This is a genomic window from Inhella crocodyli (genome assembly GCF_004004565.1).
GTDB lineage: Bacteria > Pseudomonadota > Gammaproteobacteria > Burkholderiales > Burkholderiaceae_C > Inhella > Inhella crocodyli.
Window position 1 is genome coordinate 1147828 of record NZ_SACM01000001.1, and the last position, 23123, is coordinate 1170950.

The following is a 23123-nucleotide window of genomic DNA, read 5'->3' on the forward strand; positions in this document are numbered from 1 at the left end:
GCACCAGTGGGGCCCGCGGTGGACAGGCTCAGTCGTCCGAGGCGTCCAGGCCTGGAAACAAGATGTCGGTGAACCCAAAACGGCGGAAGTCCCGCACCCGCATGGGGTAGAGCACGCCGAACAGGTGGTCGCACTCGTGCTGGACCACCCGCGCATGGAAGCCCTCGGCCTCGCGCTCGATGGGGGTGCCGTTGAGCCCAAAGCCCCGGTAGCGGATGCGCGACCAACGCGGCACGACGCCGCGCAGGCCCGGCACCGACAGGCAGCCTTCCCAGCCCTCCTCCTCGGCCTCGCCCAGGGGCTCGATGACCGGGTTGATCAGCAGGGTTGGGGGCACGGGCGGCGCGTCGGGGTAGCGCGGGTTGGACTGGAAGCCGAACAGGACCACTTGCAGGTCCACCCCGACCTGCGGTGCGGCCAGGCCGGCGCCCTTAGCCGCCACCATGGTGTCGTGCAGGTCCTGAGCCAGGGCGTGCAAGGCCGGTGTGTCAAATTCGGTGACCGCTTGGGCCACGCGCAGCAGGCGCGGGTCGCCCATGCGAAGGATCTCGAGAACGGCCATGGGCTATCGTGACGGGATGTTAGGACACCCCCGCATTCTTCCCGAGCACACGCAGGACCTGGGCCATGGCGTGTACGCCATCGACACCGGGTTCCAGCGCCCCCGCTTCGACGCCGCCTACCTGGTCGTGGAAGCCGGCCGGGCCGCCTTCATCGACACGGGCACGAACTTCGCCGTGCCGCGCCTGCTGGAGGCCTTGGCCGCGGTGGGCCTGGCCCCAGAGGCGGTGGATTACGTCATCCCCACCCACGTGCACCTGGACCATGCCGGCGGCGTGGGCCTGCTGATGCGCGCCCTCCCCGGCGCCAGCCTCATTTGCCACCCGCGCGGCCTGCGGCACATGGTCGACCCCACGCAACTGTGGATCAGCGCGACCGCCGTGTACGGCGAAGAGGAAATGCGCCGCAGCTATGGCGAGCTGGTCAATGTGCCGGCCGAGCGCGCGCGCGCCAGCGCCGACGAGATGGTGATCGAGCTGGCCGGGCGCCCGCTGCGCTTCATCGACACCCCGGGCCACGCCAAGCACCACCACTGCATCTGGGACGCGCGCAGCCGCGGCTGGTTCACCGGCGACACCTTCGGGTTGAGCTACCGGGAGTTCGACGTGGGCGGCCGCCCTTGGGCCCTGCCCACCAGCACGCCCGTCCAGTTCGAGCCCGACGCGATGAAGGCCTCGATCGCACGCCTGATGGCCACCCAGCCCGAGCGCATGTACGTGACGCACTACGGCATGGTGCAAGACGTCCCTCGCTTGGCGGCGCTCTTGAACGCGCTGATCGACCGCATGGTGGCCGTGGCCCGCGACGCCCAGGCCGAGCGCCACGCCCGCATCAAGCGCGAGCTTCTGGCCGTGTACGCCGACAGCCTGCGCGAACACGGCTGCGCCTTCGACGAGGCCCAGGTGGCAGACCTGTTGGCCACGGACCTGGAGCTCAACGCCCAAGGCCTGGAGGTGTGGCTTGAGAAACGTTGAACCGCCCGCGGTGCTGGCCGCGCGACAGGCGGCGCAGTGGCAGCGGAACAAGTGGTCCCTGTACACCGACCTGGCCTTGGGCCTGCTGTTTTTCGTGGTGGCCAAGTTCACCAACCTGACCACCGCGGCCTTGGTGGGCGCGGCGGCCGGCCTGGCCTTGGTGCTCGTGCAGCGCTTCGTGAAGGTGGACCTGCTGGGCGGGTTGGCGATGTTCGGCGTCGTGATGCTGCTCGTCTCGGCCGGCTTTTCGCTCGCCTTTCAGGACGACTGGGCGGTGAAGATGAAGAGCACGGTGTTGGGCCTGCTGACGGCCGCGCTGTTCCTCGGCGACGGCGCGCTCAACCGCGGCCGCTACTTCGGACAGCGCATGGCCCGTTACCTGATGCAGCCGGTGGACTTCCCGCGACTCAGCCTGGGCATGGGCGTCTTGGGGCTGGTGATGGCCAGCCTGAACTACGGCGTGGCCACCTGGTTCAGCACCGACCTGTGGTTGACCTACTCGACCTTCGGCGACACGGTGCTGGTGATGCTGCTGTTCTTCGCCGTGCTGCGCTTCGCGCAGCCCAGGGCCTGACGGCCCCCGGACCTCACTCGTCCAGCAGGCTGCGCAGCATCCACGCGGTCTTTTCGTGGACGTCCATGCGCTGCGTGAGCAGGTCGCAGCTGGGCTGGTCGTTGGCCGCGTCGGCCACCGGGAACACCGAGCGCGCCGTGCGCGCGACCGCCTCGTGGCCCTGCACCAGCAGCGCCACCATGGCGTTGGCCTTCGGCGGCTGGGCCGGGGCGTCGGGCAGGCTGCTCAGCGCGGCGAACTGCGCGTAGCTGCCGGGCGCCGGCTGGCCCAAGGAACGGATGCGTTCGGCGATCGGGTCCACGGCGTTCCACAGCTCCGTGTACTGCGCCATGAACATGGCGTGCAGCGAATTGAACTGCGGCCCGGTCACGTTCCAGTGGAAGTTGTGCGTGGTCAGGTAGAGGGTGTAGGTGTCGGCCAGCAGGCGGGACAGCCCCGCGGCGATGGCCTGCCGCGTTTTGGCGTCGATGCCGATGTCCATGGTGACGCCCTTCTTCTTGCCCATTGCGTGCTCCTGGTGTGGTCGATCCCGAAAGGCTAACGCAGTCGCGGGCCCCCGCAGGCCGCGGGGACAATGCCGCATGAGCGCCTCTTTCGACAGCCTGCCCCTCTCCGCCGCCCAGCGCGCCAACCTGGCGCAATTGGGCTATGCGGCCATGACGCCGATCCAAGCCGCCAGCCTGCCCTTGGCCCTGGCGGGCCACGACGTGCTGGGCGAGGCGCAAACCGGTTCGGGCAAGACGGCGGCGTTCTCGCTGGCCCTGTTGCACAAGCTCGACCCGGGCCAGAACCAGGTGCAGGCCCTGGTGCTGTGCCCCACCCGGGAACTGGCCGAGCAGGTCACCCAGGAAATCCGCCGGCTGGCCCGCGCCGCCGACAACGTCAAGGTGCTCACGCTCTGCGGCGGCAGCCCGATGAAGCCGCAGATGGAGAGCCTGGGCTTCGGCGCGCACGTCGCGGTGGGCACACCCGGGCGTGTGCTGGACCACCTGGAGCGCGGCAGCCTGGACCTGGCGGGCTTGCAGACCTTGGTGCTCGACGAGGCCGACCGGATGCTGGACATGGGCTTCTTGGACGACATCAAGCGCATCGCCGCCCGCGGCCCGCGCACGCGGCAAACCCTGCTGTTCTCCGCCACCTTTCCGGAGGGCGTGACCGAGATCGCGGCCAAGTTCATGCGCACACCACGCGAGGTCAAGCTCGCCCCGGCCGCCCAGGGTGCGCCGGCGGGCATTGAGCAGTGGGCCTTCGAGGTGGGCGAGGCCGAACGCCTGGACGCCGTGCCCCACCTGCTGCGCGCCTGGCGGCCCGCGTCGACCATCGCCTTTTGCAACACCAAGGCCCAGTGCCGCGACCTGTGCGAGGTGCTGAACGCCCAAGGCTTCGTGGCCCTGGCCTTGCACGGCGACTTGGAGCAGCGCGACCGCGACCAGGTGCTGATCCAGTTCGCCAACCGCAGTGCCTCGGTCCTGGTGGCCACCGACGTGGCGGCCCGCGGCTTGGACATCGCGCAGCTGGCCTGCGTGATCAACGTCGAGGTCAGTGCCGACGCCGAAAGCCATGTGCACCGCATCGGCCGCACCGGCCGGGCTGGCGAAAAGGGGCTGGCCCTCACCCTGGCCAGCATGGACGAGATGGGGCGCGTGGGCCGCATCGAGCAGCTGATGGGCGCCGAGTTCCGATGGCGCGCGCTGGCCGACTTGCGCGACGCGCCGGGCGGCCCCTTGCGGCCTCCCATGGACACCCTGCAAATCTTGGGCGGGCGCAAAGAGAAGCTGCGCCCGGGCGACATCTTGGGCGCGCTGACCGGCGAGGCCGGCTTCCAGGCCGAGCAGGTGGGCAAGATCAACGTGACCGATTTCCACAGCTACGTGGCCGTGTCGCGCGACATCGCGCACGAGGCGGTGCGGCGGCTCTCCCTGGGCAAGCTCAAAGGCCGCAAGGTCAAGGTCCGCCGGCTGGCGGACCTGAGCGAGCGCGACTGAGCCCGGGGCTCAGTCGCCCGCGTCGTCCAGGCCCAGTTCCTGGATCTTGCGGGTGATGGTGTTGCGACCGATGCCCAGCAGGCGCGCGGCCTCGATGCGCCGGCCGCGCGTGTGCGCCAAGGCGGTGGTGATCAGCTCGGACTCGAAGCGCCGCGTCAGCTCGTCCCACACCTCGGGCTCGCCGGCGGCGAGCAAGCGCGCCGCCTCCACCGCCATCAGCTGCGTCCAGCCCTGACCGCCCACGGTCGTGCCGACGTTGACGGACGCGGCTGGCACGGCGGCTGGGCCGCTGGGCAAAGGGGCCGCCGGCGCGTCGGCCACCGGACTGGCGGTCAAGGCCGGCGTGGACTCGCCCAACTCGGGCGGGAGGTCCTTGGCGTCCACCACGGCGCTGGGCGCCATCACCGTCAGCCAGTGGCAGAGGTTTTGCAACTGCCGCACATTGCCCGGGAAGTCGAAGGCCTGCAGGCGGGCCAAGGCGTCTTCCGACAGGCGCTTGGGCTCCATGCCGAGTTCCTGGGCGCTGGCGGCCAAGAAGGAGCGGGCCAGCAGGGCGATGTCTTCGCGTCGCTCGCGCAAAGGGGGCAGGCGCAAGCGGATGACGTTCAGGCGGTGGAACAGGTCCTCGCGGAAGGCCCCGTCGCGCACCCGCTGCTCCAGGTTCTGGTGCGTGGCGGCGATGACCCGCACCTGGCTTTTCAAGGGGCTGTGGCCGCCGACGCGGTAGTACTGCCCGTCGGAGAGCACCCGCAGCAGGCGCGTTTGCAACTCCAGCGGCATGTCGCCGATCTCGTCGAGGAACAGGGTGCCGCCTTCGGCCTGCTCGAAGCGGCCGCGGCGCGTGGCCTGCGCCCCCGTGAAGGCGCCGCGCTCGTGGCCAAAGAGCTCGCTTTCCAGCAGGTCCTTGGGGATGGCCGCGGTGTTGATGGCCACGAAGGGCCCGCCCGCACGCGGGCTGTGCTTGTGCAGGGCCCGCGCCACCAACTCCTTGCCAGCGCCACTTTCGCCGGTGATCAACACCGTCACCTGGCTTTGGCTGAGCCGCCCGATGGCGCGGAACAACTCCTGCATGGCCGGGGCCTGGCCCAGCATTTCGGGCGTGTTGGCCTGCGCCTCGAGGGCCGCGCCCTCGGTGTCGCTTTGGGCCATGGCGCGGCGGATCAGCTCCACCGCCCGCGCCAAGTCGAAGGGCTTGGCCAGGTAGTCGAAGGCCCCGCCTTGAAAAGCCGCGACGGCGCTGTCCAAGTCGCTGAAGGCCGTCATCACGATGACCGGCAGCGTGGGCAGCTTGGCGCGCACCTCGGCCAGCAGGTCCAGGCCCGAGCCGCCGGGCATGCGGATGTCGCTCACCAGGACCTGGGGCGGCCCCTCTTGGTCGAGCGCCGTGCGCACGTCGCGCACGTTGGCGAAGGTGCGCACCGGCAGGCCTTCGCGCGCCAGCGCCTTTTCCAGCACGAAGCGGATGGAGTGATCGTCGTCAACAACCCAGATGGATTTCAAGGCGGGCTCAAGGTAGGGGCAGCGTGATGCGGAAACTCGTCCGGCCCGCGGCGCTTTCGCAATCGATCAGGCCTTGGTGCGCCTGCACGATGGTTTGCGCCAGGTGCAGCCCCAAGCCCGTGCCGCCCTCCCGCCCACTGACCAAGGGCAGAAAGATCCGGTCACGGAGCTCGGGAGGCACCCCCGGTCCGTTGTCTTCGATATGCAACTCCAGTGCCAGCTTCCAGCGCTGCTTGCCCAGCGTGACCTGGCGGGCCACCCGGGTGCGGAAGGTGATGACGGCTTCCTCGCCCGCGTCCATCTGCGGCTGCATGACCTGGGCCGCGTTCTGCGCGATGTTCAACGCGGCCTGGATCAGCTGTTCGCGGTCGCCCCGGAAGTCGGGCAGGGAGATGTCGTAGTCGCGGCGCACGGTCAGGCCCTTCGGGTACTCGACCAAGAGCAAGGATCGGACGCGTTCGCACACCTCGTGGATGTTCACATCGCTGACCTCCGGGGCATGGCGGTGGGGCGCCAGCAGCCGGTCGACCAGCAGTTGGAGGCGGTCGGCCTCGTGCACGATCACGTCGGTGTACTCGGTCAGACCGCTGTCGCTCCCCAGCTCCAGGGCCAGCAACTGGGCCGCCCCACGCAGCCCGCCCAGCGGGTTCTTGATCTCGTGCGCCAGGTTGCGGATCAGGTCCTTGCTCGAGCGCACCTGGTCCAAGCTGCGCTCTTCGCGCTCTTGGCGGGTTTGCTGGGTGGCCTCGATCATCTCGACCAGCAGCTCGTCGGCCGCGTCGCCCGCCGACACCAGCACCTGCACCTGCAAGGGCTCGTCGTGCGGCGCGCGGTGCAGCACGGCCTCGAAGCGCGAGGCGGCCACCCGGTTCTGGTGCACGGCTTGCAGGGAGTCGCGAAGTTGGTCGGCCTCGAGCACCCAATCGAACAGCGATTGGCGCTGCGCGCTGCGCCGTGACAGGCGCATTTGGTCCTCGAACGCGGCGTTGGCGAAGCAAACCGCACCATGGGGGCGCACGACCAGCACCAAAGTGGTGAGGAGGTCGAAGGCCGCCCAACGATCGGGCGCCGCCATGGTCGTCAATTCAGCTTGGCCAACTCGCGCTTGAGCGCGGCGACGTCGGCCTCTTGGCGGCTGATCGCGGCCTTGAGCTCGGCCACGCGCTCCTGGTACTTGGCGAAATTGCGTTCGTCACCCCGGCGCTCGGGCTCGCCGTTGTTGTACTCGGCCCGGGCCGCGGCCAAGCGGGCCTCGGCGTCGCGCAACTCGGCGCTGAGCACCGCCCGGCGGTCGCTGTCGCGGGCACGCTGCAGGTCGCGCTCCACCTTGCTGCCCTCGTTGGCCACCGGCACGGCGGCGGCGGGCGCTGGCGCCTTGGGCCGGGGCGCCTGCACCACGCTAACGGGCGCGCCTTCGATCGACTTGCAGCCCTTCTCTGCCGCTTCCTTGGCCGTGAGGGCGTCGGTGTAAAGCACCGGTGGACCGGGGCAGCGGTACACCACGTTCTGGGCCGCGGCCAGCGTGGGCACGGCCAGCAGCGTCAGCAGCGTCAGCTCGAACAAGCGTCGGGTCATGGGCAAGGCGCAAAAGCAAAGACGCGCCCATTGTGGCGCGCGCGGGAAAAAGAAAGGGGCGCCCGAGCGCCCCTTTCGCGATGCTGCATCCCGGAGGATTACAGCGAGTAGTACATGTCGAACTCGATGGGATGCGGCACTTGGCGGAAGCGGGTCACTTCTTGCATCTTCAACTCGATGTAGGCATCGAGGTAAGCGTCGGTGAACACGCCGCCCTTGGTCAAGAACGCGCGGTCCTTGTCCAAGTACTCCAGCGCCTGGTCGAGGCTGTGGCAGACGGTCGGGATCTTCGCGTCTTCCTCGGGCGGCAGGTGGTACAGATCCTTCGTGGCGGCTTCGCCCGGATGGATCTTGTTTTCCACGCCGTCCAGGCCGGCCATCATCAGCGCCGAGAAGCACAGGTAGGGGTTGGCCAGAGGATCGGGGAAGCGTGCCTCGATGCGGCGGCCCTTCGGGTTCGCCACGAACGGGATGCGGATCGAGGCCGAGCGGTTGCGGGCCGAGTAAGCCAGCTTCACCGGGGCTTCGAAGCCAGGCACCAGGCGCTTGTAGCTGTTGGTGCCGGGGTTCGTGATGGCGTTGAGCGCGCGGGCGTGCTTGATGATGCCGCCGATGTAGTACAGCGCGAACTCGCTCAGGCCGCCGTAGCCGTCGCCAGCGAACAGGTTCTTGCCGTCCTTCCAGATCGACTGGTGCACGTGCATGCCGCTGCCGTTGTCGCCAGCCATGGGCTTGGGCATGAAGGTGGCGGTCTTGCCGTAGGCGTGGGCCACGTTGTGGATCACGTACTTCTGCAGTTGCAGCCAGTCGGCGCGTTGCACCAGGGTGCTGAACTTGGTGCCGATTTCGTTCTGGCCGGCGCCCGCCACTTCGTGGTGGTGCACTTCAACCGGGATGCCCAGGCTTTCCAGGATCAGGCACATCTCGCTGCGCATGTCCTGGAAGCTGTCGACCGGGGGCACGGGGAAGTAGCCGCCCTTGACGGTCGGGCGGTGGCCCATGTTGCCGCCTTCGGTGGCATTGCCGGTCATCCACGAGGCTTCGTCGGAGTCGATCTTGACGAAGCTGCCCGACATGTCGCTGGCCCAGCGGATGCCGTCGAAGATGAAGAATTCGGGCTCCGGACCGAAGAAGGCGGTGTCGCCCAGGCCGCTGCTCTTCAGGTAAGCCTCGGCGCGCTTGGCCAAGCTGCGGGGGTCGCGCTCGTAGGCCTTGCCGTCGCCCGGCTCGATCACGTCGCAGGTCAGGAACAGGGTCGGCTCTTCGTAGAACGGGTCGATGTTGGCCGTGGCCGGGTCCGGCATCAGCAGCATGTCCGACGCTTCGATGCCCTTCCAGCCGGCGATCGACGAGCCGTCGAACGCGTGGCCGCTGACAAACTTGTCTTCGTCAAAGTGCGACACGGGCACGCTGACGTGCTGCTCCTTGCCACGGGTATCGGTGAAGCGGAAGTCGACGAACTTGACTTCGTTCTCCTTCACCAGCTTCATCACGTCGGCAACGGTCTTGGCCATCCAAAGCTCCAAACGGTACGGGGTTGAAATTGAAAGTCAGGCGCGCAGCCGGCGCCCGATGTCTCAGGGGTATGCAGCAACTGTGCCAAGCAGGCCCAGCGCCGCGCTCCCAGGGCGGGCCCATGATACGGGGCCCGGGTATTCCCGAGAATGGGGCATCGCACCGTCAACGCACCAGTTCGGTGCGAATGACAGCACCGAGTTGGTGCAACCCTGTGCGCAACGCGGCCAGAGCCGCTTGGCGTTGGGCGTCGTCGGCGCCGGCCTTGACGCCGAGCTCCACGCACTTGCCCCAAGTTGGGTGGTCTTCACTGGGCAAGCTGAAGACCTTGATGCCGACAAACGAAGCCTCGATGGCCTCCATCAGGGGCGAGAGCTGCGCCTCGAACGCGCCTTGCAAGACCACCGAGCGCTCGCGCACCGCCATGGGGCGCGGCCGCAGCCCGTACTCGGTCTCCAGCACCCAGGCCATCATGGGGTGGGCCATGACGGGAAAGCCGGGCACGAAGTGCACGCGGCCTAGGCTGAAACCGGCGATGCGGTTGTAGGGGTTGGGGATGAGGCGCGCGCCCGCGGGCAACACGCCCATTTCCAGGCGGCGCAGCATGTCCGGCTGCTCGGGCGCGGGCGGCGGCAAGCCCTTGTCGACGGCCATCTCGCGCGCACGCTGCCAGATCAGGGCCTGCGCCTCGGCGTGGGCTTGCAGCGGCACCCCCGCGGCCAGGGCCGCCGCCTGCCGGGTGTGGTCGTCGGGCGTGGCGCCGATGCCCCCGCAAGCGAACACCACGTCGCCACTGGCCCAGGCCTGACGCAAGGCCGAGGCCTGGGCGGCGCGGTCGTCGCGCACGTAGCGCGCCCAGGCCAGCTCCTCGCCCCGCTCGGCCAGCAGTTCGATGAGCTTGGGCGCATGGGCGTCCTGGCGCTTGCCGGACAAAAGCTCGTCGCCAAAAACGATCAAACCGAAGGGCATGGGAGGTCCTTGAACTACAGAGGTGGCAAGGCCTGATCGATCGGCGCCGGCGTGACCGTCCCGTCGATGACGCTGCCCTGGGAACGCAACTGCTGCAGGGCGGCCAGTGCGTAATGCGCGAACCACAGCGCTGCCAACGCAAACACCAGCATGTACAACCAAATGGCAATGGGCAGCAGCAGGGGAGCCAACACCAAGCTCATCGCGCCAAACGCAAAGATCAAGGTGGGCGCAGCACCGAGGTAACCGCTGACGACGCCGATGGCCAACAGCGGCCAGCGGTGCTGGCGCAACAAGGCCCTGCGTTCGTCCGCGCTGGCGTGTTCGGCCAGCACGTCATAGCAAAACACGCGGTAGCTGAGCCAGCCCCAAATCAGCGGCGGCACGACCAAGGCCACCGGCGGAATCAGCCAAAAGGGCATGGTCAGCAACAGCACCAGCAAGGCCAAGGCCGTGGAGCCCAAGGACCAGGCCAGGCCACCGACCAAGGACCCCCCTTCTCGTCGCGCCAAAGTCGGGAAGCGGCGCTCGGCCACCAGCCGGGTCAGCGAGGGCGTCATCAAGGCCGCCACCAGCAGCAGGCTCAACGCCATGATCAACGGAAGCGCCAGGGCGACCACCAGCAGCGGCGCCAACACACTGCGCAGTCCGCTCAGGCCAAACACGTCCAACCACTTGAGCAGGGTGTCGACGATCAGCCAGCTCTCCATCTGGGCACGCACGGCCGTGACCGCCGGCTCCCAGAAGAACCAGGCCATGCCAAAGCTCACGGCCACGGCCAAGGCCAAGGGCAAGAGCGACCAACCGATGACCCGCGGGTGCAGGCAGTAGGCCGCGGCACGCCAGCCGGCGTCCAGCACCTGGGTCGCCGCGCGCGAGTTCATCGGACTTTTAATGCCTGCCATAGACGTTGCATCCCCAGGCGCTGCTGCACCCAAAAGCCGGCGCCGTAATCGCGCCCTTGGAGTTGATCGCGGATGCCCGTGGGCTGCAGCGCGGCATCGAACACGGCGGTGCCGAACAGCCGGTCCCACCAGGGGAACAGCACCCCCAGGTTGTGACCACCCAGGCTGCCGGGGCCGCGCGACTCATGCCCCAGGCCGATGGCATGGTGCACGCGGTGGAAGTGCGGGCTGACCAGCCAGCGCTCGAGCGGTCCAAAGCGCAAGCGCACGTTGGCGTGCTGCAGGCTCTCCAGCAGCTGCGTCAGCAGCACGATGCCCATGAACTGCGCCGGCTCGGTGCCCAGCACCAGGGCCACCAAGGCGAACACCGCCGCCACGATCAGGTCGTCCAGCAGGTGGTTGCGGCTGTCACTCCACTTGCCCATCTGGCGCTGGCTGTGGTGCAAGGCGTGCAGGGCCCACCACCAGCGCCACGCATGCTGCGCGCGGTGCAGGCCGTAGCCCACAGCGTCAAAGACCACCAGGTACAGCAGGAAGGACACCCAGCCGCGGTCCGTGATGCCCGGCCACAGGGCGTCCAGGTGCCAGGGCTGCCAGCCCAACAAGCGCCCTTGGGCGGCCAGGGCATCGACCAGCGGATCGAGGGTGAAGAACAGCCCCAGCCGGAACAATCCCAGTCGGTGGATCAAGGTGTACAGCGCGTCGACGCGAACCGCCGCCCGGTCGGTCACCGCCTCGACCGGCCGCCAGCGCTCCAAGGCCCCGAACACCAGGGCGATGAACAGCAACTGCGCCACGCCGGCCACCAGCCAGCCCGCCCCCTCGAAGGCCTCGGGCGACTGCGACGCCAAGCCGAGCGCCTGCACCAGGGGCTGGAACAGGTGCTCGAAGACCCACTGCTGGGCTTGGTCGAAGGCTTGCATCACGGGGCGGTCAGGGCGGGGCCAAAGCGGGGATGTTCGCGCAGCGGCGCGAAGCACAGGCCACGCGCCTTGAGGCCCTGGACCAAGGGCTTCAACACGCTCGGCGCCCAGGGGTCACGCCGGCTCCAGATGCCCAGGTGCGCCAGCAGCACGTCGCCTTCGCGCACGCGGCGCAGCGCCTGGTCCAGCAGCATGGCGTTGGGGTGACTCTCGCTCGGCAACTCGTCGCCCAGGAAGCCGGCCGGCGTCCACCCGACGTGCGTGTAGCCGCAGGCCTGCGCCGCGGCCAACAAACGCGGCGAGGTTTTGCCGCCGGGGGCGCGGAACACGCGTCCCATGCGGCGCCCGGTCATGGCCTCGAAGCGTTCGGCACTGCGCTTCAACTCGGTGCAGTACTCCGCGGCATCGAGGGTCCGGAAGCGGGGCACTTGGCGACCGGCTTGGGTCTTGAAGCGCATGCGGCCATCGGGCAAATCGGCCACCCAAATGTCGTGCGCCCACGTGTGGCTGCCAAAGTCGTGGCCCTGGCTCGCCAGACGGCGCCACCAGGGCGCCCAGCGCTCGTCCAGGCTGCTGCCCCCGTCTTGCGTGGGCTCGTCGGCCAAAAAAAAGGTGGCGCTGACGCCCTCCTCTTGCAGCACCTGGGCCACCAGGGGGGCCACGCCCATGTGACCGGTGTCGAACGTCAGGTAGACCGGCCGCTGGCACGCCGCGTGGGCCGTGGCCATGCCCACGACCGCGACCAGCGCTGCCAGCGCCCGTCTCATCGCCGGCTGACGTGGTCCAAGGTCCAGACGCCGTGCGGCGAGCGTCCGACGTTGACCTGGCGCACGACCTTGCGCTGCGCCATGTCGATGACCGTGAGCTTGCGCGCCCAGCGGCTGGTGACGAGCAGGGTGTTGCCGTCGCCCAGCACCTCCATGTCGTCCGGGCCCCCGGGGGCGGGGTACTCGGCCACGATCTTCCAGTCGATGAAGTCCAGGCGGCTGATGGTGTTGCCCGCGCGGTTGCTCACCAACACGTGACGGCCGTCGCCCACGGCCCGGAAGCTGTGGGCCCCCTGCCCGGTGAAGAAGCGGCCGGCGAACTTCGGGGGCTGGCCACCGTTGAGCGCCCACACCTGCACCATGCGATCGCCCGTCAAGCCCACCATCAGGTGGCGCTGGTCGGGCGTCAGGTACACGTCGGCCGGCGTTTTGCCGATGGGCACCTTCCAGGCCACGGCCTGCGTGGACAGGTCGATGGCCATCAACTCGTCGCTGTCCTGCATGCTGACGTAGGCGTAGCGGCTCTGGTCGTCGATCCACAGGTGGCTGGGCGTCTTGCCGCTGGGAATGCGCTTGACCAACTCCAGCGGCTGGGGCGCCTGGGCCCCGTGCCAGCGGTACAGGTCCACGTGGTCCAGGCGGTTGGCCGCCGTGATGAACCACTTCATGTCGGGCGAGAAGCGCAGGTGGTACGGATCCACGATGCCGCTCACCGTGCGCAGCACCTGGGCCGTGCGGGGGTCGATGAAGGTCAGCGAATCGCTGCGCGCGTTGGCCACGATGAGGTGCTTGTCATCGGGCGCCAGGTACAGGTGGTGAGGCTCCTTGCCCGTGGCAATTCGCTCTCGTTCCGACCACGTGGCCGGGTCGATCACCGACACCGACGCGTCCAACGAGTTCAGCACGAACACGGGGCTGCCCGTGGCGGCCACCGCTTGAAATGCCGCGATCACGCCCGCGGCCAGCCCCATCGTCCAACGCATATGCGGGGCCGCTGGGGCCCCTCCTTGAAGTGTTATTCGTCGTCGCCAGCCAGGATGCCACCCAGCAAACCGCCCGCGGCCAACCCGCCGAAGCCGGCTTGCTCGGTGCGCCCGCCGCCCGTCTGCGGTGCCGCTGCAAAGATGCGCGAGGCCAGGCGGCTGAAAGGCAGGCTTTGCAGCCACACGTCGCCAGGGCCGGTCAGCTTGGCCAAGAACAGGCCCTCACCGCCGAACAGCGCCGTTTTGATCTTGCCAACGTACTGGATCTCGAAGTTCACGTCGGGCGTGTGGGCCACCAAGCAACCGGTGTCCACCAGCAGGGTTTGGCCCGGCTGCAGGCTGCGCTTGACCACCGTGCCCCCCGAGTGCACGAAGGCCAGGCCGTCGCCCTCGAGCTTCTGCATGATGAAGCCCTCGCCGCCGAAGAAGCCGACGCCGATCTTTTGCTGGAAGTGGATGCCGATCTGCACGCCGCGCGCCGCGCACAAGAACGAGTCGCGCTGGCAGATGACCTTGCCGCCCATCTGCTTCAGGTCCATGGCAATGATCTTGCCGGGGTAAGGGGCCCCGAACGCGACCTTGGCTTTGCTCTGACTTTGGTTCGTGTACACCGTGGTGAACAGCGATTCACCGGTGATCAAGCGCTTGCCAGCGCCCAGCAGCTTGCCAAAGAAGCCGCCTTGGTTTTGGCTGCCGTCACCGAACACCGCATCCAGGCTGACGCCCGCATCCATGAAGAACATGCTGCCGGCCTCCCCGATGGCGGCCTCGCCGGGATCGAGTTCGATCTCGACGAACTGCATTTCGGCGCCCTTGATTTCGTAGTCGACAACGTCCATGGCCATGGCCAGCAACTCCTGCGCAAAGCGGCAAAAAACAAAAGGGCCGGCATGTTAGCCGGCCCGAATTCCCTTTGAAGGGTTTACCCCATGTGCAAGCCGCCGTTGCAGGAAAAGTCGGCGCCGGTGGTGAACCCGCTATCGTCGCCGGCCAACCAGCTGACGATCGAGCCAATCTCTTCGGGCGTGCCCAAGCGCTTGACCGGGATGGTGGCGACGATCTTCTCCAGCACCTCGGGCTTGATGGCGCGGACCATGTCGGTGCCGATGTAACCTGGGCTGACGGTGTTCACCGTCACGCCCTTGGCGGCCAGCTCCTGGGCCAGGGCCATGGTGAAGCCGTGCATGCCGGCCTTGGCGGCCGAGTAGTTGGTCTGGCCGGCCTGGCCCTTCTCGCCGTTGACCGAGCTGATCTGGATGATGCGGCCCCAGCCCTTTTCCACCATGCCCGGCACCACCTGCTTGGTGACGTTGAACATGCTGTTCAGGTTGGTGTCGATCACCGCCTTCCAGTCCTCGGGGGTCATCTTGAGGAACATGCGGTCGCGCGTGATGCCGGCGTTGTTGACCAGCACGTCGATCACGCCATGCTCTTCCACGGCCTTGGTGAAGGCCGACACGGTCGAGTCCCAATCGGCGACGTTGCCCACCGAGGCGTAAAAGGTGTAGCCCAGGGCCTTCTGCTCGTCGAGCCACTTCGTGAAGTCGCGGCTGGGGCCGCAACCGGCGATGACCTTGAAGCCCTTTTGGTGCAGCTTCTGGCAGATGGCGGTGCCGATGCCGCCCATGCCACCGGTGACGTACGCAACTTTCTGACTCATCTCGGGTCTCCTAGGGGGTTTCGTTCAACGCTCGACGCACAGGGCCACGCCCATGCCGCCACCGATGCACAAGGAAGCGATGCCCTTCTTCGCATGGCGGCGCTGCATTTCGTGCAACAGGGTGACGAGGATACGGGCGCCGGAAGCGCCGATCGGGTGCCCCAGGGCGATGGCGCCGCCGTTCACGTTGACCTTGCTCAAGTCCCAGCCCATTTGCTGGTGCACGGCGCAGGCCTGCGCGGCGAAGGCCTCGTTGATTTCCAAGAGGTCCAAGTCGGCCGCTTTCCAGCCGGCGCGTTGCAGCGCCTTTTGGCTGGCGGGCACCGGGCCCATGCCCATGAGCGCCGGGTCGAGGCCGGCCGATGCGTAACTGGCGATGCGGGCCAGCGGGGTGAGGCCGAGGGCCGCGGCCTTGGCGGCGCTCATCAGCACCAAAGCGGCGGCGCCATCGTTCAAGCCGGAGGCGTTGCCCGCGGTGACGCTGCCCGCCTTGTCAAAGGCCGGCCGCAGTCCGGCCAGCGCTTCGGCGTTGGTCTTGCGGTTGATGTACTCGTCGGCGTCGACCACGATGGGGTCGCCCTTCTTCTGCGCGATGCTGACGGGGCAGATTTCGTCCTTGAACTTCCCGGCGTCTTGCGCGGCCGCGGCCTTGCGCTGGCTGTCCAGGGCCAAGGCGTCTTGCTGCTCGCGCGTGACGCCGTGCGCCTTGGCCACGTTCTCGGCCGTGATGCCCATGTGGTACTGGTTGTAGACGTCCCACAGGCCGTCGTTGATCATGGTGTCGACCAGGTTCCAGTTGCCCATGCGCTGGCCGTCGCGGCTGCCCATCAGCACGTGCGGGCTGGCGCTCATGTTCTCTTGGCCTCCCGCCACGACGATCTCGCTGTCGCCGTCGCGGATGGCTTGCGTGGCCAGCATCACGGCCTTCAGGCCGGAGCCGCAGACCTTGTTGATCGTCATGCCCGGCACGCTGTGCGGCAAACCGGCCTTGATCAGCGCCTGGCGGGCCGGGTTTTGGCCGCTGCCGGCGGTCAGCACCTGGCCCAAGATGACCTCGCCCACCTGGGCACCGTCGAGCTTGGCGCGTTCCAGGGCCGCCCGGATGGCGGTGGCCCCCAACTCGGGCGCACTGACCTTGGCGAGCGAGCCGCCAAACTTGCCGATGGCGGTGCGGGCGGCGGAAACGATGACGACATCCATGAACGCGTTCTCCAAGAGTTGAAACGATGAATCAGGCTTTTTGCTTGACGTAGCGGCCGGGGGCCGGTTCTAGCGGACGGTGCTTGCGCGAACCTTGCACTTTGGGCGCCGGCACCAGCGGGCCGCCCCCGTGTTGGGCCAGCCACGCCGACCAATCGCGCCACCAACTGCCCGGCGTTTCGGTGGCCGACTTGAGCCAGGTTTGTGGGTCGGCCGGGTGCGTGTCGGGGCCCAGCCAATGCGAGCGCTTGTTCTTGCCGGCCGGGTTGATGACGCCGGCGATGTGGCCGCTGGCGCCCAGCACGAAGCGCACGGGCTTGCCCTTGAACACCTGCGTGTTGGCGTAGGCCGCCTCCCAGGGCACGATGTGGTCCTCGCGGCTGCCATAGACGTAGATGGGCGCGCGGATGGCGCGCAGGTCGAGCTTCTCGCCGCACACGGTGAGCTTGCCGGGCTGCTTCAGCTCGTTCTGCAAGTAGGTGTGGCGCAGGTACCAGCAGTACATGGGGCCGGCCATGTTGGTGCTGTCGCCGTTCCAGTACAGCAAGTCGAAAGCCGGCGGCATTTCCCCCTTGAGGTAGTTGCCAACGACGTAGTTCCACACCAAATCGTTGGGCCGCAGGAACGAGAAGGTTTGCGCCAGCTCGGCCCCCTTCAGCAGCCCGGGCTTGGCCGGGTCGCCCAGGGTCAGCTCGCGGGCCTTGACGAGGTTCTCGTCGACAAAGATGTCCAAGATGCCCGTGTTGGCGAAATCCAGCAGCGTGGTCAGCAGGGTCAGGCTAGCCGCCGGGTGCTGACCGCGCGCAGCCAGCACGGCCAGGCCGGTGGCCAGGATCGTGCCGCCCACGCAAAAGCCCAGGGTGTTGACCTGCTTGGCGCCGGTGATTTCTTGCACCACGCGCAGGGCCTCGATCGGACCGCCCTCGATGACCTGGTCCCAGGTCCAGTGCGCGCACCCCTCGTCGGGGTTGCGCCAACTGACGACGAAGGTGCGGTGGCCGTTCTCGACCGCGTAGCGGATCAGCGAGTTCTCGGGCTGCAGGTCCAGGATGTAGAACTTGTTGATGCTCGGCGGCACCATCAGGAAGGGCCGGGGGTGCACTTCTTTCGTGAGCGGCGCGTACTCCAACAACTGGAAGAACTCGTTCTCGAACACGACGCTGCCCGGCGTGGTGGCCACGTTCTTGCCCACCTCGAAGGCGCGGTCGTCGGTCTGCGACAGCTTGCCGCGCTGCACGTCGGACCACAGCAGCTGCAGGCCCTTGGCCAGGCTCTCGCCCTGTGTCTCCAGCGCCTTCTTCTGCGCTTCGGGGTTGAGCGCCAGGAAGTTGCTGGGGGCGCTGGCGTCCACCATCTGTTGCACCGCAAAACGGATCCGCGCGCGGGTTTTGGGATCGGCCTGCACGGCCTCGGCAAGCTCCGTCAAGGCGCGGCTGTTGAGCAGGTAGAGCTGGGCCAGGAAGCCCGAACCCGCGTCTTGCCAGGCAGGGTGGGCGAATCGCCGGTCTTGCGGCGCCGGCAGGTGCTGGGTCAGCGCGTCGTTCCACAAGGCCGAGGCCTTCTCGACGTAGTGCTGCTGGGCGCGGGCCCAGGCTTCGGGGTCGATGCACAGCTCCGGGAGCGGGGGCAGGCCGTCGAACGAGCCTTGGAAGGCGCCTTGAAAGGCCTTCTGCAGCGTGTCGATTCCAGGGAGGTCAAAAGCGGGCGGGGTCGGCTTGCTGGTAGAACGCGGCATGCGATTCGCTCTCGGAAGCCCCCCTCCAGGTCTGGAGAGAGCCCTCTAAAACTGGTGAAAACCCGCAATGTACCTCGTGGCAATCGGCTGGCTTTACGTCGCCTTGATGATGGCCATCGCCGAAGCCATCTCACCGCGTGGCACGGTGCTGGGCGCCATCCTCACCTTCTCGCTCTACGGCGTGGCGCCCACCGCCTTGCTGATGTACCTGCTGGGCACGCCCGGCCGAAAGCGTCGCTTGCGAGAACAAGAACGCTTGGCCGACTCAGCCCAGGGCGATGAAGGCGGCCATGCGGCCGCTGGCGGCACCGTCCCGGCGGAAGCTGAAAAACCGTAGGGGGTCGCTGACGGTGCAGGCGGGCTCGACGCTGACGCCCTCGACGCCCAACTGGTGCAGGCGCTCGCGCGCCAGGCCCTGCAAGTTGGCGCGCCAGCGCGGGCTGCCGTCCAAGCGCGGCTGGTAGCGGAAGTGCCGGCCCGGCAGTTCCGGGCGCTGGCCGAAGGCTTCGAGCACGTCCTCGCCCACCTCGAAGGCCTCGGGGCCGATGCAGGGGCCCAGCCAGGCCCGCAGCGCGAAGTTGTCGGGCGCCACCTCGCGCAGCGCGGCCACCGTGGCCTCGAGCACACCACCGGCCAGGCTGCGCCAGCCCGCGTGCGCGCCACCCACCGCCAGCGCGCGCCCTTGGGCGTCCAAAGCCGAGAGCAAGACCGGCAGGCAATCGGCCACCTGGATGGCCAACCCCACACCGGGCGTTGCCGTGACGGCCGCGTCGGCGCTCAGCGGCTCCGGGGTGGGACCGTCCAGCAGCACGCAGCGGCTGCCGTGCACCTGGTGCAGGTACACCGGCTCGGTGCCCAGGTGGCGGGCCACCCGCCGGCGGTTTTCGAGCACGGCCTCGGGGGCGTCGCCCACGCTGCGCCCCAGGTTCAGGTGGTGGAACGGGGGCTCGCTCACGCCGCCCTCGCGCGTGCTCATGAAGGCACGCAGGCCGGTGCCCAAGGCCTTGGGCTGCAGGCCGGGGAGCGCGTCATTCGGCATCGGGCACCCGACTGGGGTGGGCGGAGGCCACGCGGGGATCGGCCTCGCAAGCGCTGACCACCGCCTGGACCGCCGCGAAGGGCCGCAGGTCCACGCCAAACCGCTGGGCGTTGAACACCTGGGGCAGCAGCACGCAGTCGGCGTAGCCCGGGGCATCGCCCAGGCAGAAGCGGCCCTGGAAATGCCGGCTGCCGCGCAGGCGCGCGTCCACCACGGCCAAACCGCGCTCGATCCAGTGGCGCGCCCAGGCCGTCTTGGCCGCTTCGTCGAGCTTCAACTCGCCCACCAAGTGGCGCAGCACGCGCAGGTTTTGCAGCGGGTGCGTGTCGCAGGCGATGTCTTGGGCCAAGGAGCGCGCGAACGCGCGGTCCACGGGATCTCGGGGCAGCAAGGGGGGCTCGGGGTGGGCCTCCTCCAGGTAGTCCAGGATGGCCAAGGACTGGGTCAGGCGGGTGCCGTCGTCGAGCACCAGGGCCGGCACCTGCTGGGCCTCGCCGCCGAGCACGGGATCGTGCTGTTCGTTGCGCACCAGGTGCACCCCGCGGTAGTCGTGCGGCAAGCCCTTGAGGGCCAGCGCGATGCGCACGCGCCAACTGGCCGACGAGCGAAAGTAGCTGTACAGGGTGAGGGGCATCGAGCGATCTTGCCATGCCACACTGAGGCCCATGACCCCCCGACGCCTTAGGCACTGCACCGAATGCGGCACCGCCGTGGACTACCGCGTGCCGGCCGACGACAACCGCGAGCGTGCGGTGTGCCCGGCCTGTGGCCACGTCCAGTACCAAAACCCCCTGAACGTCGTGGGCACCCTGCCCTTGGCCGAGGACGGCCGCGTGCTGCTGTGCCGCCGCGCCATCGAGCCCCGGCGCGGCCTGTGGACGCTGCCGGCCGGCTTCATGGAGCTCGGTGAAACCGTCGAGGCCGGGGCCCTGCGCGAAACCAGCGAGGAGGCGGGCGCCCGCGTCGAGCTGCTGGGCCTGATGGCCATGATCGACGTGCTGCACGTCGGACAAGTGCACTTCTTCTACCGCGCGCGCCTCTTGGACCTGGACTTTGCGCCCGGCGAAGAGTCGCTGGAAGTGCGCCTCTTCCACTGGGACGAGCTGCCCTGGGACGAGCTGGCCTTTCGCACTGTGCGATTGACGCTGGAACACCAGCGCGCCGGCACCCCCGGCGTGCTGACGGCCGCCCTCAGCTGAGCGCCGGGTAGTCGGTGTAGCCCTCGGCCCCGCCCCCGTAAAAGGTGCTGGGGTCGGGCTCGTTGCAGGGGGCGCCCAGCCGCAGGCGCTCGGGCAGGTCGGGGTTGGCGATGAAGGCCCGACCGAAGGCCACGGCGTCCAGCCAGCCCGCCGCCAAGGCTTGGGCGGCGCGCTCGGCCGTGTAGCGACCGGCGCCGACCAACACGCCCGGGTAAGCCGCACGCAGGGCCTCGCGGAAGGCCGGGCTCAGGCCCGGGCCGGCGCCCGTCCAGTCGGGCTCGCTCAAGTGCAGGAAGGCCAAGCCCCGCGGCGCCAGCGCGCGCGCCACGGCCAGGGCATTGGCCTCGGGGGCGTCGTCCGCCAAGTCGGGCGAGGCACTGCAAAACGACACGCGCAGGCCGACGCGGTCGGGCGACCAGGCCTCGGCGCAGGCGTCCACCACCGCCAGCAGCAAGCGCATGCGGGCGGCGATGGACCCCCCGTAGGCGTCGGTGCGGCGGTTGCTGGCGGCGGCCAAGAACTGGTGCAACAGGTAGCCGTTGGCGCCGTGGATCTCGACCGCGTCAAACCCAGCGGCGCGGGCCCGGCGCGTGGCGGCGGCGTACGCGTCGACGATGCCCGGCAGTTCGGCCGTGTCCAGCGCCCGCGCGGGGCTGCACGCGGTTCGCATCGGGCGGCCTTGGGCATCGCGCAGGCTGGTTCGGGCGTCCACGGGCAGGGCCGAGGGCGCCACCGGCGGCAAGCCGCCCGGCTGCAGGCTTGCGTGCGAGATGCGACCGACGTGCCAGAGCTGGCAGGCGATGCGACCGCCGGCGGCATGCACCGCGTCGGTGATCGGGCGCCAGGCCTGCACCTGCTCGTCGCTGTAGATGCCCGGGGCCCCTGCATAGCCTTTGGCCTGCGGGCTGATGTGGGTGGCCTCGCTGACGATCAGCCCGGCGCCGGCCCGCTGCGCGTAGTAGGCGGCCATCAGGGGGATGGGAAGGTCGCCGGGCTCGGTGCAGCGCAAGCGTGTCAGCGGGGCCATCCACACCCGGTTGGGCACCTGCAGGGCGCCGACCTGCAGCGGCGCGAACAAAGCCTCGACGTTCATGCCTGGTGCCCGGTGGCCCAAGGGCCGGTCAAGCCGTTGACGCCGCAGTCCAGCAGCGTGCTGGCGTCGCGGGCGTCGTCCACGCCCTCGGCAATCACTTGCAGCGACAGGCTGTGCAGCACGATGACCAGGCTGCGCACGAAGCCGGCGCGGCTGGCGTCGTCGGCGACGCCCAGGACCACGCTGCGGTCGAGCTTCACGAAGTCCAGGCCGAGCTGGTAGAGGCGCTCGATCTTTTGCAAGTTGGCCCCGGCGTGCTCCAGGCCCACGCGCACCCCGAGCGGGTGCACGGCGCGGCTCAGCTCTTGCACCAACTCGAACTGCGACAAGGCCGCCTCGGCGTCCACCTCCAGGCCCACCTGCCGCGCCGCCTGGGGCTGGCTGCGCAGCAGGGCGCGCAGGCGGCCGAGGAAGGCCGGGGCCCGCAGCGAGGCGGGGGCCAGGTTCACGCAGCGTTGCTGGCCGTCGAGCTGGATCTGCGCCAGCGCCGCGCCGACGGCGGCGAGGTCGACCTCCACGGTCAGCCCGGTGCGCTGCGCCAGGGGCAGCCAGGTGCTGGCCGGCACGAAGTCGGGCGTGGCCTGGTGCGCCGCGGCCAGCCCGAGGTGCAAGGGGCACTCCCAATGCAGCAGGTGCTGCGCGCCGTCCAGCACCGGGTAAGGCACCAGGCGCAAGTGACCCTGCGCCAGGGCCGCTTCGATCTGCGCCCGCCAAGCGCGCTCGCCGTGGGGCAGCATGCGATCGTCCCCGCCCTCCACGCGCTTGAGGCACTGGCCCAAGGCGCCCGGCAATTGCTCGGCCTCGGCCAGGGCCGCATCGGCCTGACCAAACCACTGCGACAGCGGCAAGCTGCGGGCCAGTTCCACGCCGCCCAGGGCCAGTCGAATGACCGAACGCCCCCCGCCGCCAGCGGCACGCTGCAAGGCCTGCAGCAAGGCCTCGCTCAAGGCCTGGGCGCTGTCTTCCAGCACCGCCGGCGCGGGCAGCCACAGGGCGAAATCGGCCCCGTTCAAGCGCCCCGCCAAGCTGCCGTGCACGCGCTGCGTGTAAGCCTGCAAGGCCTCGCCGATCAAGGCCAGCACCTCGTCCGTGGCCTCCCGCCCCAGCAACTGGTTGACGCGGGCCAGGTCCTGCAAGCGCAGCAGCAGCAGGCTGGCGCGGTCGGGGCCGTCGTCCCGGGCCAAGGCCGAGGCCAGCTCCGCCAAGAAGTGCTTGCGCAGCGACAAACCAGTCAGTGCGTCGCAATGCGCGTGCTGGCGCAGCAAGCCGAGCTGCTCCGTTTGGGCCTCGAACAGGCGCTTGATGCGCATGACCATGCCGTTGAGCGCCTCGGTCAGCTTGCGCAACTCCAACACGCGGCTCGGTTCCACGGTCATGAACTGGCCCTCGGCCAGCGCATCGGCCTGGGCCACCAGCGCGTCCAGCGGACGGCGGATCCGGCCCAGCAGCCATTGCGCCACGGCCAAGGCAGCCAGGGCCAGCAAGCCAGACATCACCGCCGTTCGCAAGAGCCCCGTCCACAGCGCGTCGTAGGCGTAGGCCTGCTGGCTGCGCAACTCCAACTGACCCAGGCTTTGCCAGCCGCTGGAGAGCTGCGCCACGCCGGCCGGCGCGTCCAAGGACACGGCCTCGCGCAGCCAGGCCGGCGCGCGCCCCCCCGCCGCCGGGGCCACGCGCTCGAAGGCCAGGGAGCCATCGGCGCGCCGCCAGCGCAGCGATTCGTAGTGACCGGTGTCGAACTGCGCGCTCATGAGCAGTTCGATGACCGCCTGGTCACCGCCCTGCTGGGACACCGCCAAGGCCAGGGCCTGGGCGTTGTCGGCGTTCTTGAGCGTGAGTTGCTGGCGCAGCAGGTCGCGCAGCGCACCGCCCGAGGCCAGCACGCCGCCGGCAAAGGCGCAGACCAGCGACAGCAGGATCAGCACGCTCACTTGTCGAATCAAAGACATCGACGATCACTCCTTCT

At 69.0% G+C, this 23123-nt stretch carries 24 protein-coding genes; 5 read left to right on the forward strand and 19 right to left on the reverse strand.

Annotation, left to right across the window (positions count from 1 at the left end):
- Positions 1–28 precede the first annotated feature (28 nt).
- The gene (gene def / locus EOD73_RS05305; RefSeq protein ID WP_127681537.1) at positions 29–562 is read right to left on the reverse strand and encodes a peptide deformylase; all 534 of its coding nucleotides are present in this window, start codon (positions 560–562) and stop codon (positions 29–31) included.
- A 16-nt stretch (positions 563–578) separates the two neighbouring features.
- On the opposite strand from def, the gene EOD73_RS05310 reads away from it, so the two are divergent.
- Together EOD73_RS05310 and EOD73_RS05315 are read left to right on the forward strand one after the other, a co-directional pair.
- The gene (locus EOD73_RS05310) at positions 579–1535 is read left to right on the forward strand and encodes an MBL fold metallo-hydrolase (protein WP_127681539.1); all 957 of its coding nucleotides are present in this window, start codon (positions 579–581) and stop codon (positions 1533–1535) included.
- Entirely contained in the window at positions 1522–2109 is a 588-nt protein-coding gene (locus EOD73_RS05315; RefSeq protein ID WP_127681541.1) for a septation protein IspZ, read from the forward strand. Before EOD73_RS05310 ends, EOD73_RS05315 begins: the two co-directional genes overlap by 14 nt.
- A 13-nt stretch (positions 2110–2122) precedes the next feature.
- On the opposite strand, the gene EOD73_RS05320 is transcribed toward EOD73_RS05315, so the two are convergent.
- Complete coding sequence (locus EOD73_RS05320) at positions 2123–2614, reverse strand: Dps family protein (protein WP_127681543.1); 492 nt, start codon at positions 2612–2614, stop codon at positions 2123–2125.
- Between the two features lie 76 nt (positions 2615–2690).
- Here EOD73_RS05320 and dbpA point away from each other — a divergent pair, with 76 nt between their 5' ends.
- On the forward strand, positions 2691–4094 hold the full coding sequence (gene dbpA / locus EOD73_RS05325) for an ATP-dependent RNA helicase DbpA (RefSeq protein WP_127681545.1): 1404 nt from the start codon (positions 2691–2693) through the stop codon (positions 4092–4094).
- Positions 4095–4103: 9 nt separating this feature from the next.
- On the opposite strand, the gene ntrC is transcribed toward dbpA, so the two are convergent.
- The 13 genes from ntrC to phaC all read right to left on the reverse strand — a co-directional run bounded on the left by ntrC (position 4104) and on the right by phaC (position 17826).
- Entirely contained in the window at positions 4104–5594 is a 1491-nt protein-coding gene (gene ntrC / locus EOD73_RS05330) for a nitrogen regulation protein NR(I) (RefSeq protein WP_127681547.1), read from the reverse strand.
- Between the two features lie 7 nt (positions 5595–5601).
- Positions 5602–6669 (reverse strand): nitrogen regulation protein NR(II), encoded by a 1068-nt coding sequence (glnL, locus tag EOD73_RS05335; protein WP_127681549.1) that lies wholly within the window; start codon positions 6667–6669, stop codon positions 5602–5604.
- A gap of 5 nt (positions 6670–6674) precedes the next feature.
- Positions 6675–7169 carry a hypothetical protein gene (locus tag EOD73_RS05340; RefSeq protein WP_127681550.1) on the reverse strand — a complete coding sequence of 165 codons (495 nt, stop codon included), beginning with the start codon at positions 7167–7169 and terminating at the stop codon, positions 6675–6677.
- Positions 7170–7267: 98 nt separating this feature from the next.
- Positions 7268–8683, reverse strand: a complete 1416-nt coding sequence (gene glnA, locus EOD73_RS05345; RefSeq protein WP_127681552.1) for a type I glutamate--ammonia ligase — start codon at positions 8681–8683, stop codon at positions 7268–7270.
- Between the two features lie 166 nt (positions 8684–8849).
- Positions 8850–9653, reverse strand: coding sequence for a competence/damage-inducible protein A (locus EOD73_RS05350; RefSeq protein WP_127681554.1), 804 nt, complete (start codon positions 9651–9653; stop codon positions 8850–8852).
- Between the two features lie 14 nt (positions 9654–9667).
- A complete protein-coding gene (locus tag EOD73_RS05355; RefSeq protein WP_127681556.1) occupies positions 9668–10537 on the reverse strand; it encodes an EI24 domain-containing protein in 870 nt (289 codons plus the stop codon).
- Positions 10534–11481 (reverse strand): sterol desaturase family protein, encoded by a 948-nt coding sequence (locus EOD73_RS05360; RefSeq protein ID WP_127681558.1) that lies wholly within the window; start codon positions 11479–11481, stop codon positions 10534–10536. Before EOD73_RS05360 ends, EOD73_RS05355 begins: the two co-directional genes overlap by 4 nt.
- On the reverse strand, positions 11481–12248 hold the full coding sequence (locus tag EOD73_RS05365) for a polysaccharide deacetylase family protein (protein ID WP_127681560.1): 768 nt from the start codon (positions 12246–12248) through the stop codon (positions 11481–11483). Before EOD73_RS05365 ends, EOD73_RS05360 begins: the two co-directional genes overlap by 1 nt.
- On the reverse strand, positions 12245–13231 hold the full coding sequence (locus tag EOD73_RS05370; RefSeq protein WP_375137426.1) for a YncE family protein: 987 nt from the start codon (positions 13229–13231) through the stop codon (positions 12245–12247). The genes EOD73_RS05365 and EOD73_RS05370 overlap by 4 nt, the downstream gene beginning before the upstream one ends.
- Positions 13232–13263: 32 nt before the next feature.
- A complete protein-coding gene (locus tag EOD73_RS05375) occupies positions 13264–14076 on the reverse strand; it encodes a TIGR00266 family protein (protein WP_127681562.1) in 813 nt (270 codons plus the stop codon).
- A 77-nt stretch (positions 14077–14153) separates the two neighbouring features.
- Positions 14154–14891: an acetoacetyl-CoA reductase gene (gene phbB, locus EOD73_RS05380; RefSeq protein ID WP_127681564.1), complete on the reverse strand. Its 738-nt coding sequence runs from the start codon at positions 14889–14891 to the stop codon at positions 14154–14156.
- 24 nt (positions 14892–14915) lie between these two features.
- Positions 14916–16091, reverse strand: a complete 1176-nt coding sequence (locus tag EOD73_RS05385; protein ID WP_127681566.1) for an acetyl-CoA C-acetyltransferase — start codon at positions 16089–16091, stop codon at positions 14916–14918.
- Between the two features lie 31 nt (positions 16092–16122).
- Positions 16123–17826 carry a class I poly(R)-hydroxyalkanoic acid synthase gene (gene phaC, locus EOD73_RS05390; RefSeq protein ID WP_127681568.1) on the reverse strand — a complete coding sequence of 568 codons (1704 nt, stop codon included), beginning with the start codon at positions 17824–17826 and terminating at the stop codon, positions 16123–16125.
- A gap of 67 nt (positions 17827–17893) precedes the next feature.
- Here phaC and EOD73_RS05395 point away from each other — a divergent pair, with 67 nt between their 5' ends.
- Entirely contained in the window at positions 17894–18163 is a 270-nt protein-coding gene (locus EOD73_RS05395; RefSeq protein ID WP_127681570.1) for a hypothetical protein, read from the forward strand.
- Here the strand turns inward: EOD73_RS05395 and pgeF are convergent.
- Together pgeF and maiA are read right to left on the reverse strand one after the other, a co-directional pair.
- Complete coding sequence (gene pgeF / locus EOD73_RS05400) at positions 18092–18865, reverse strand: peptidoglycan editing factor PgeF (protein WP_205702411.1); 774 nt, start codon at positions 18863–18865, stop codon at positions 18092–18094. The genes EOD73_RS05395 and pgeF overlap by 72 nt on opposite strands.
- Positions 18855–19499 carry a maleylacetoacetate isomerase gene (gene maiA / locus EOD73_RS05405; protein ID WP_127681572.1) on the reverse strand — a complete coding sequence of 215 codons (645 nt, stop codon included), beginning with the start codon at positions 19497–19499 and terminating at the stop codon, positions 18855–18857. The genes pgeF and maiA overlap by 11 nt, the downstream gene beginning before the upstream one ends.
- A gap of 31 nt (positions 19500–19530) precedes the next feature.
- Between maiA and EOD73_RS05410 the strand changes: the two genes are divergently transcribed.
- Positions 19531–20064: an NUDIX hydrolase gene (locus EOD73_RS05410; protein ID WP_127681574.1), complete on the forward strand. Its 534-nt coding sequence runs from the start codon at positions 19531–19533 to the stop codon at positions 20062–20064.
- Here EOD73_RS05410 and nemA read toward each other — a convergent pair.
- Positions 20057–21157: an N-ethylmaleimide reductase gene (nemA, locus tag EOD73_RS05415; protein WP_127681576.1), complete on the reverse strand. Its 1101-nt coding sequence runs from the start codon at positions 21155–21157 to the stop codon at positions 20057–20059. The two genes, EOD73_RS05410 and nemA, sit on opposite strands and share 8 nt — an antisense overlap.
- On the reverse strand, positions 21154–23106 hold the full coding sequence (locus EOD73_RS05420; protein ID WP_127681578.1) for an EAL domain-containing protein: 1953 nt from the start codon (positions 23104–23106) through the stop codon (positions 21154–21156). Before EOD73_RS05420 ends, nemA begins: the two co-directional genes overlap by 4 nt.
- Between the last annotated feature and the right edge of the window lie 17 nt (positions 23107–23123).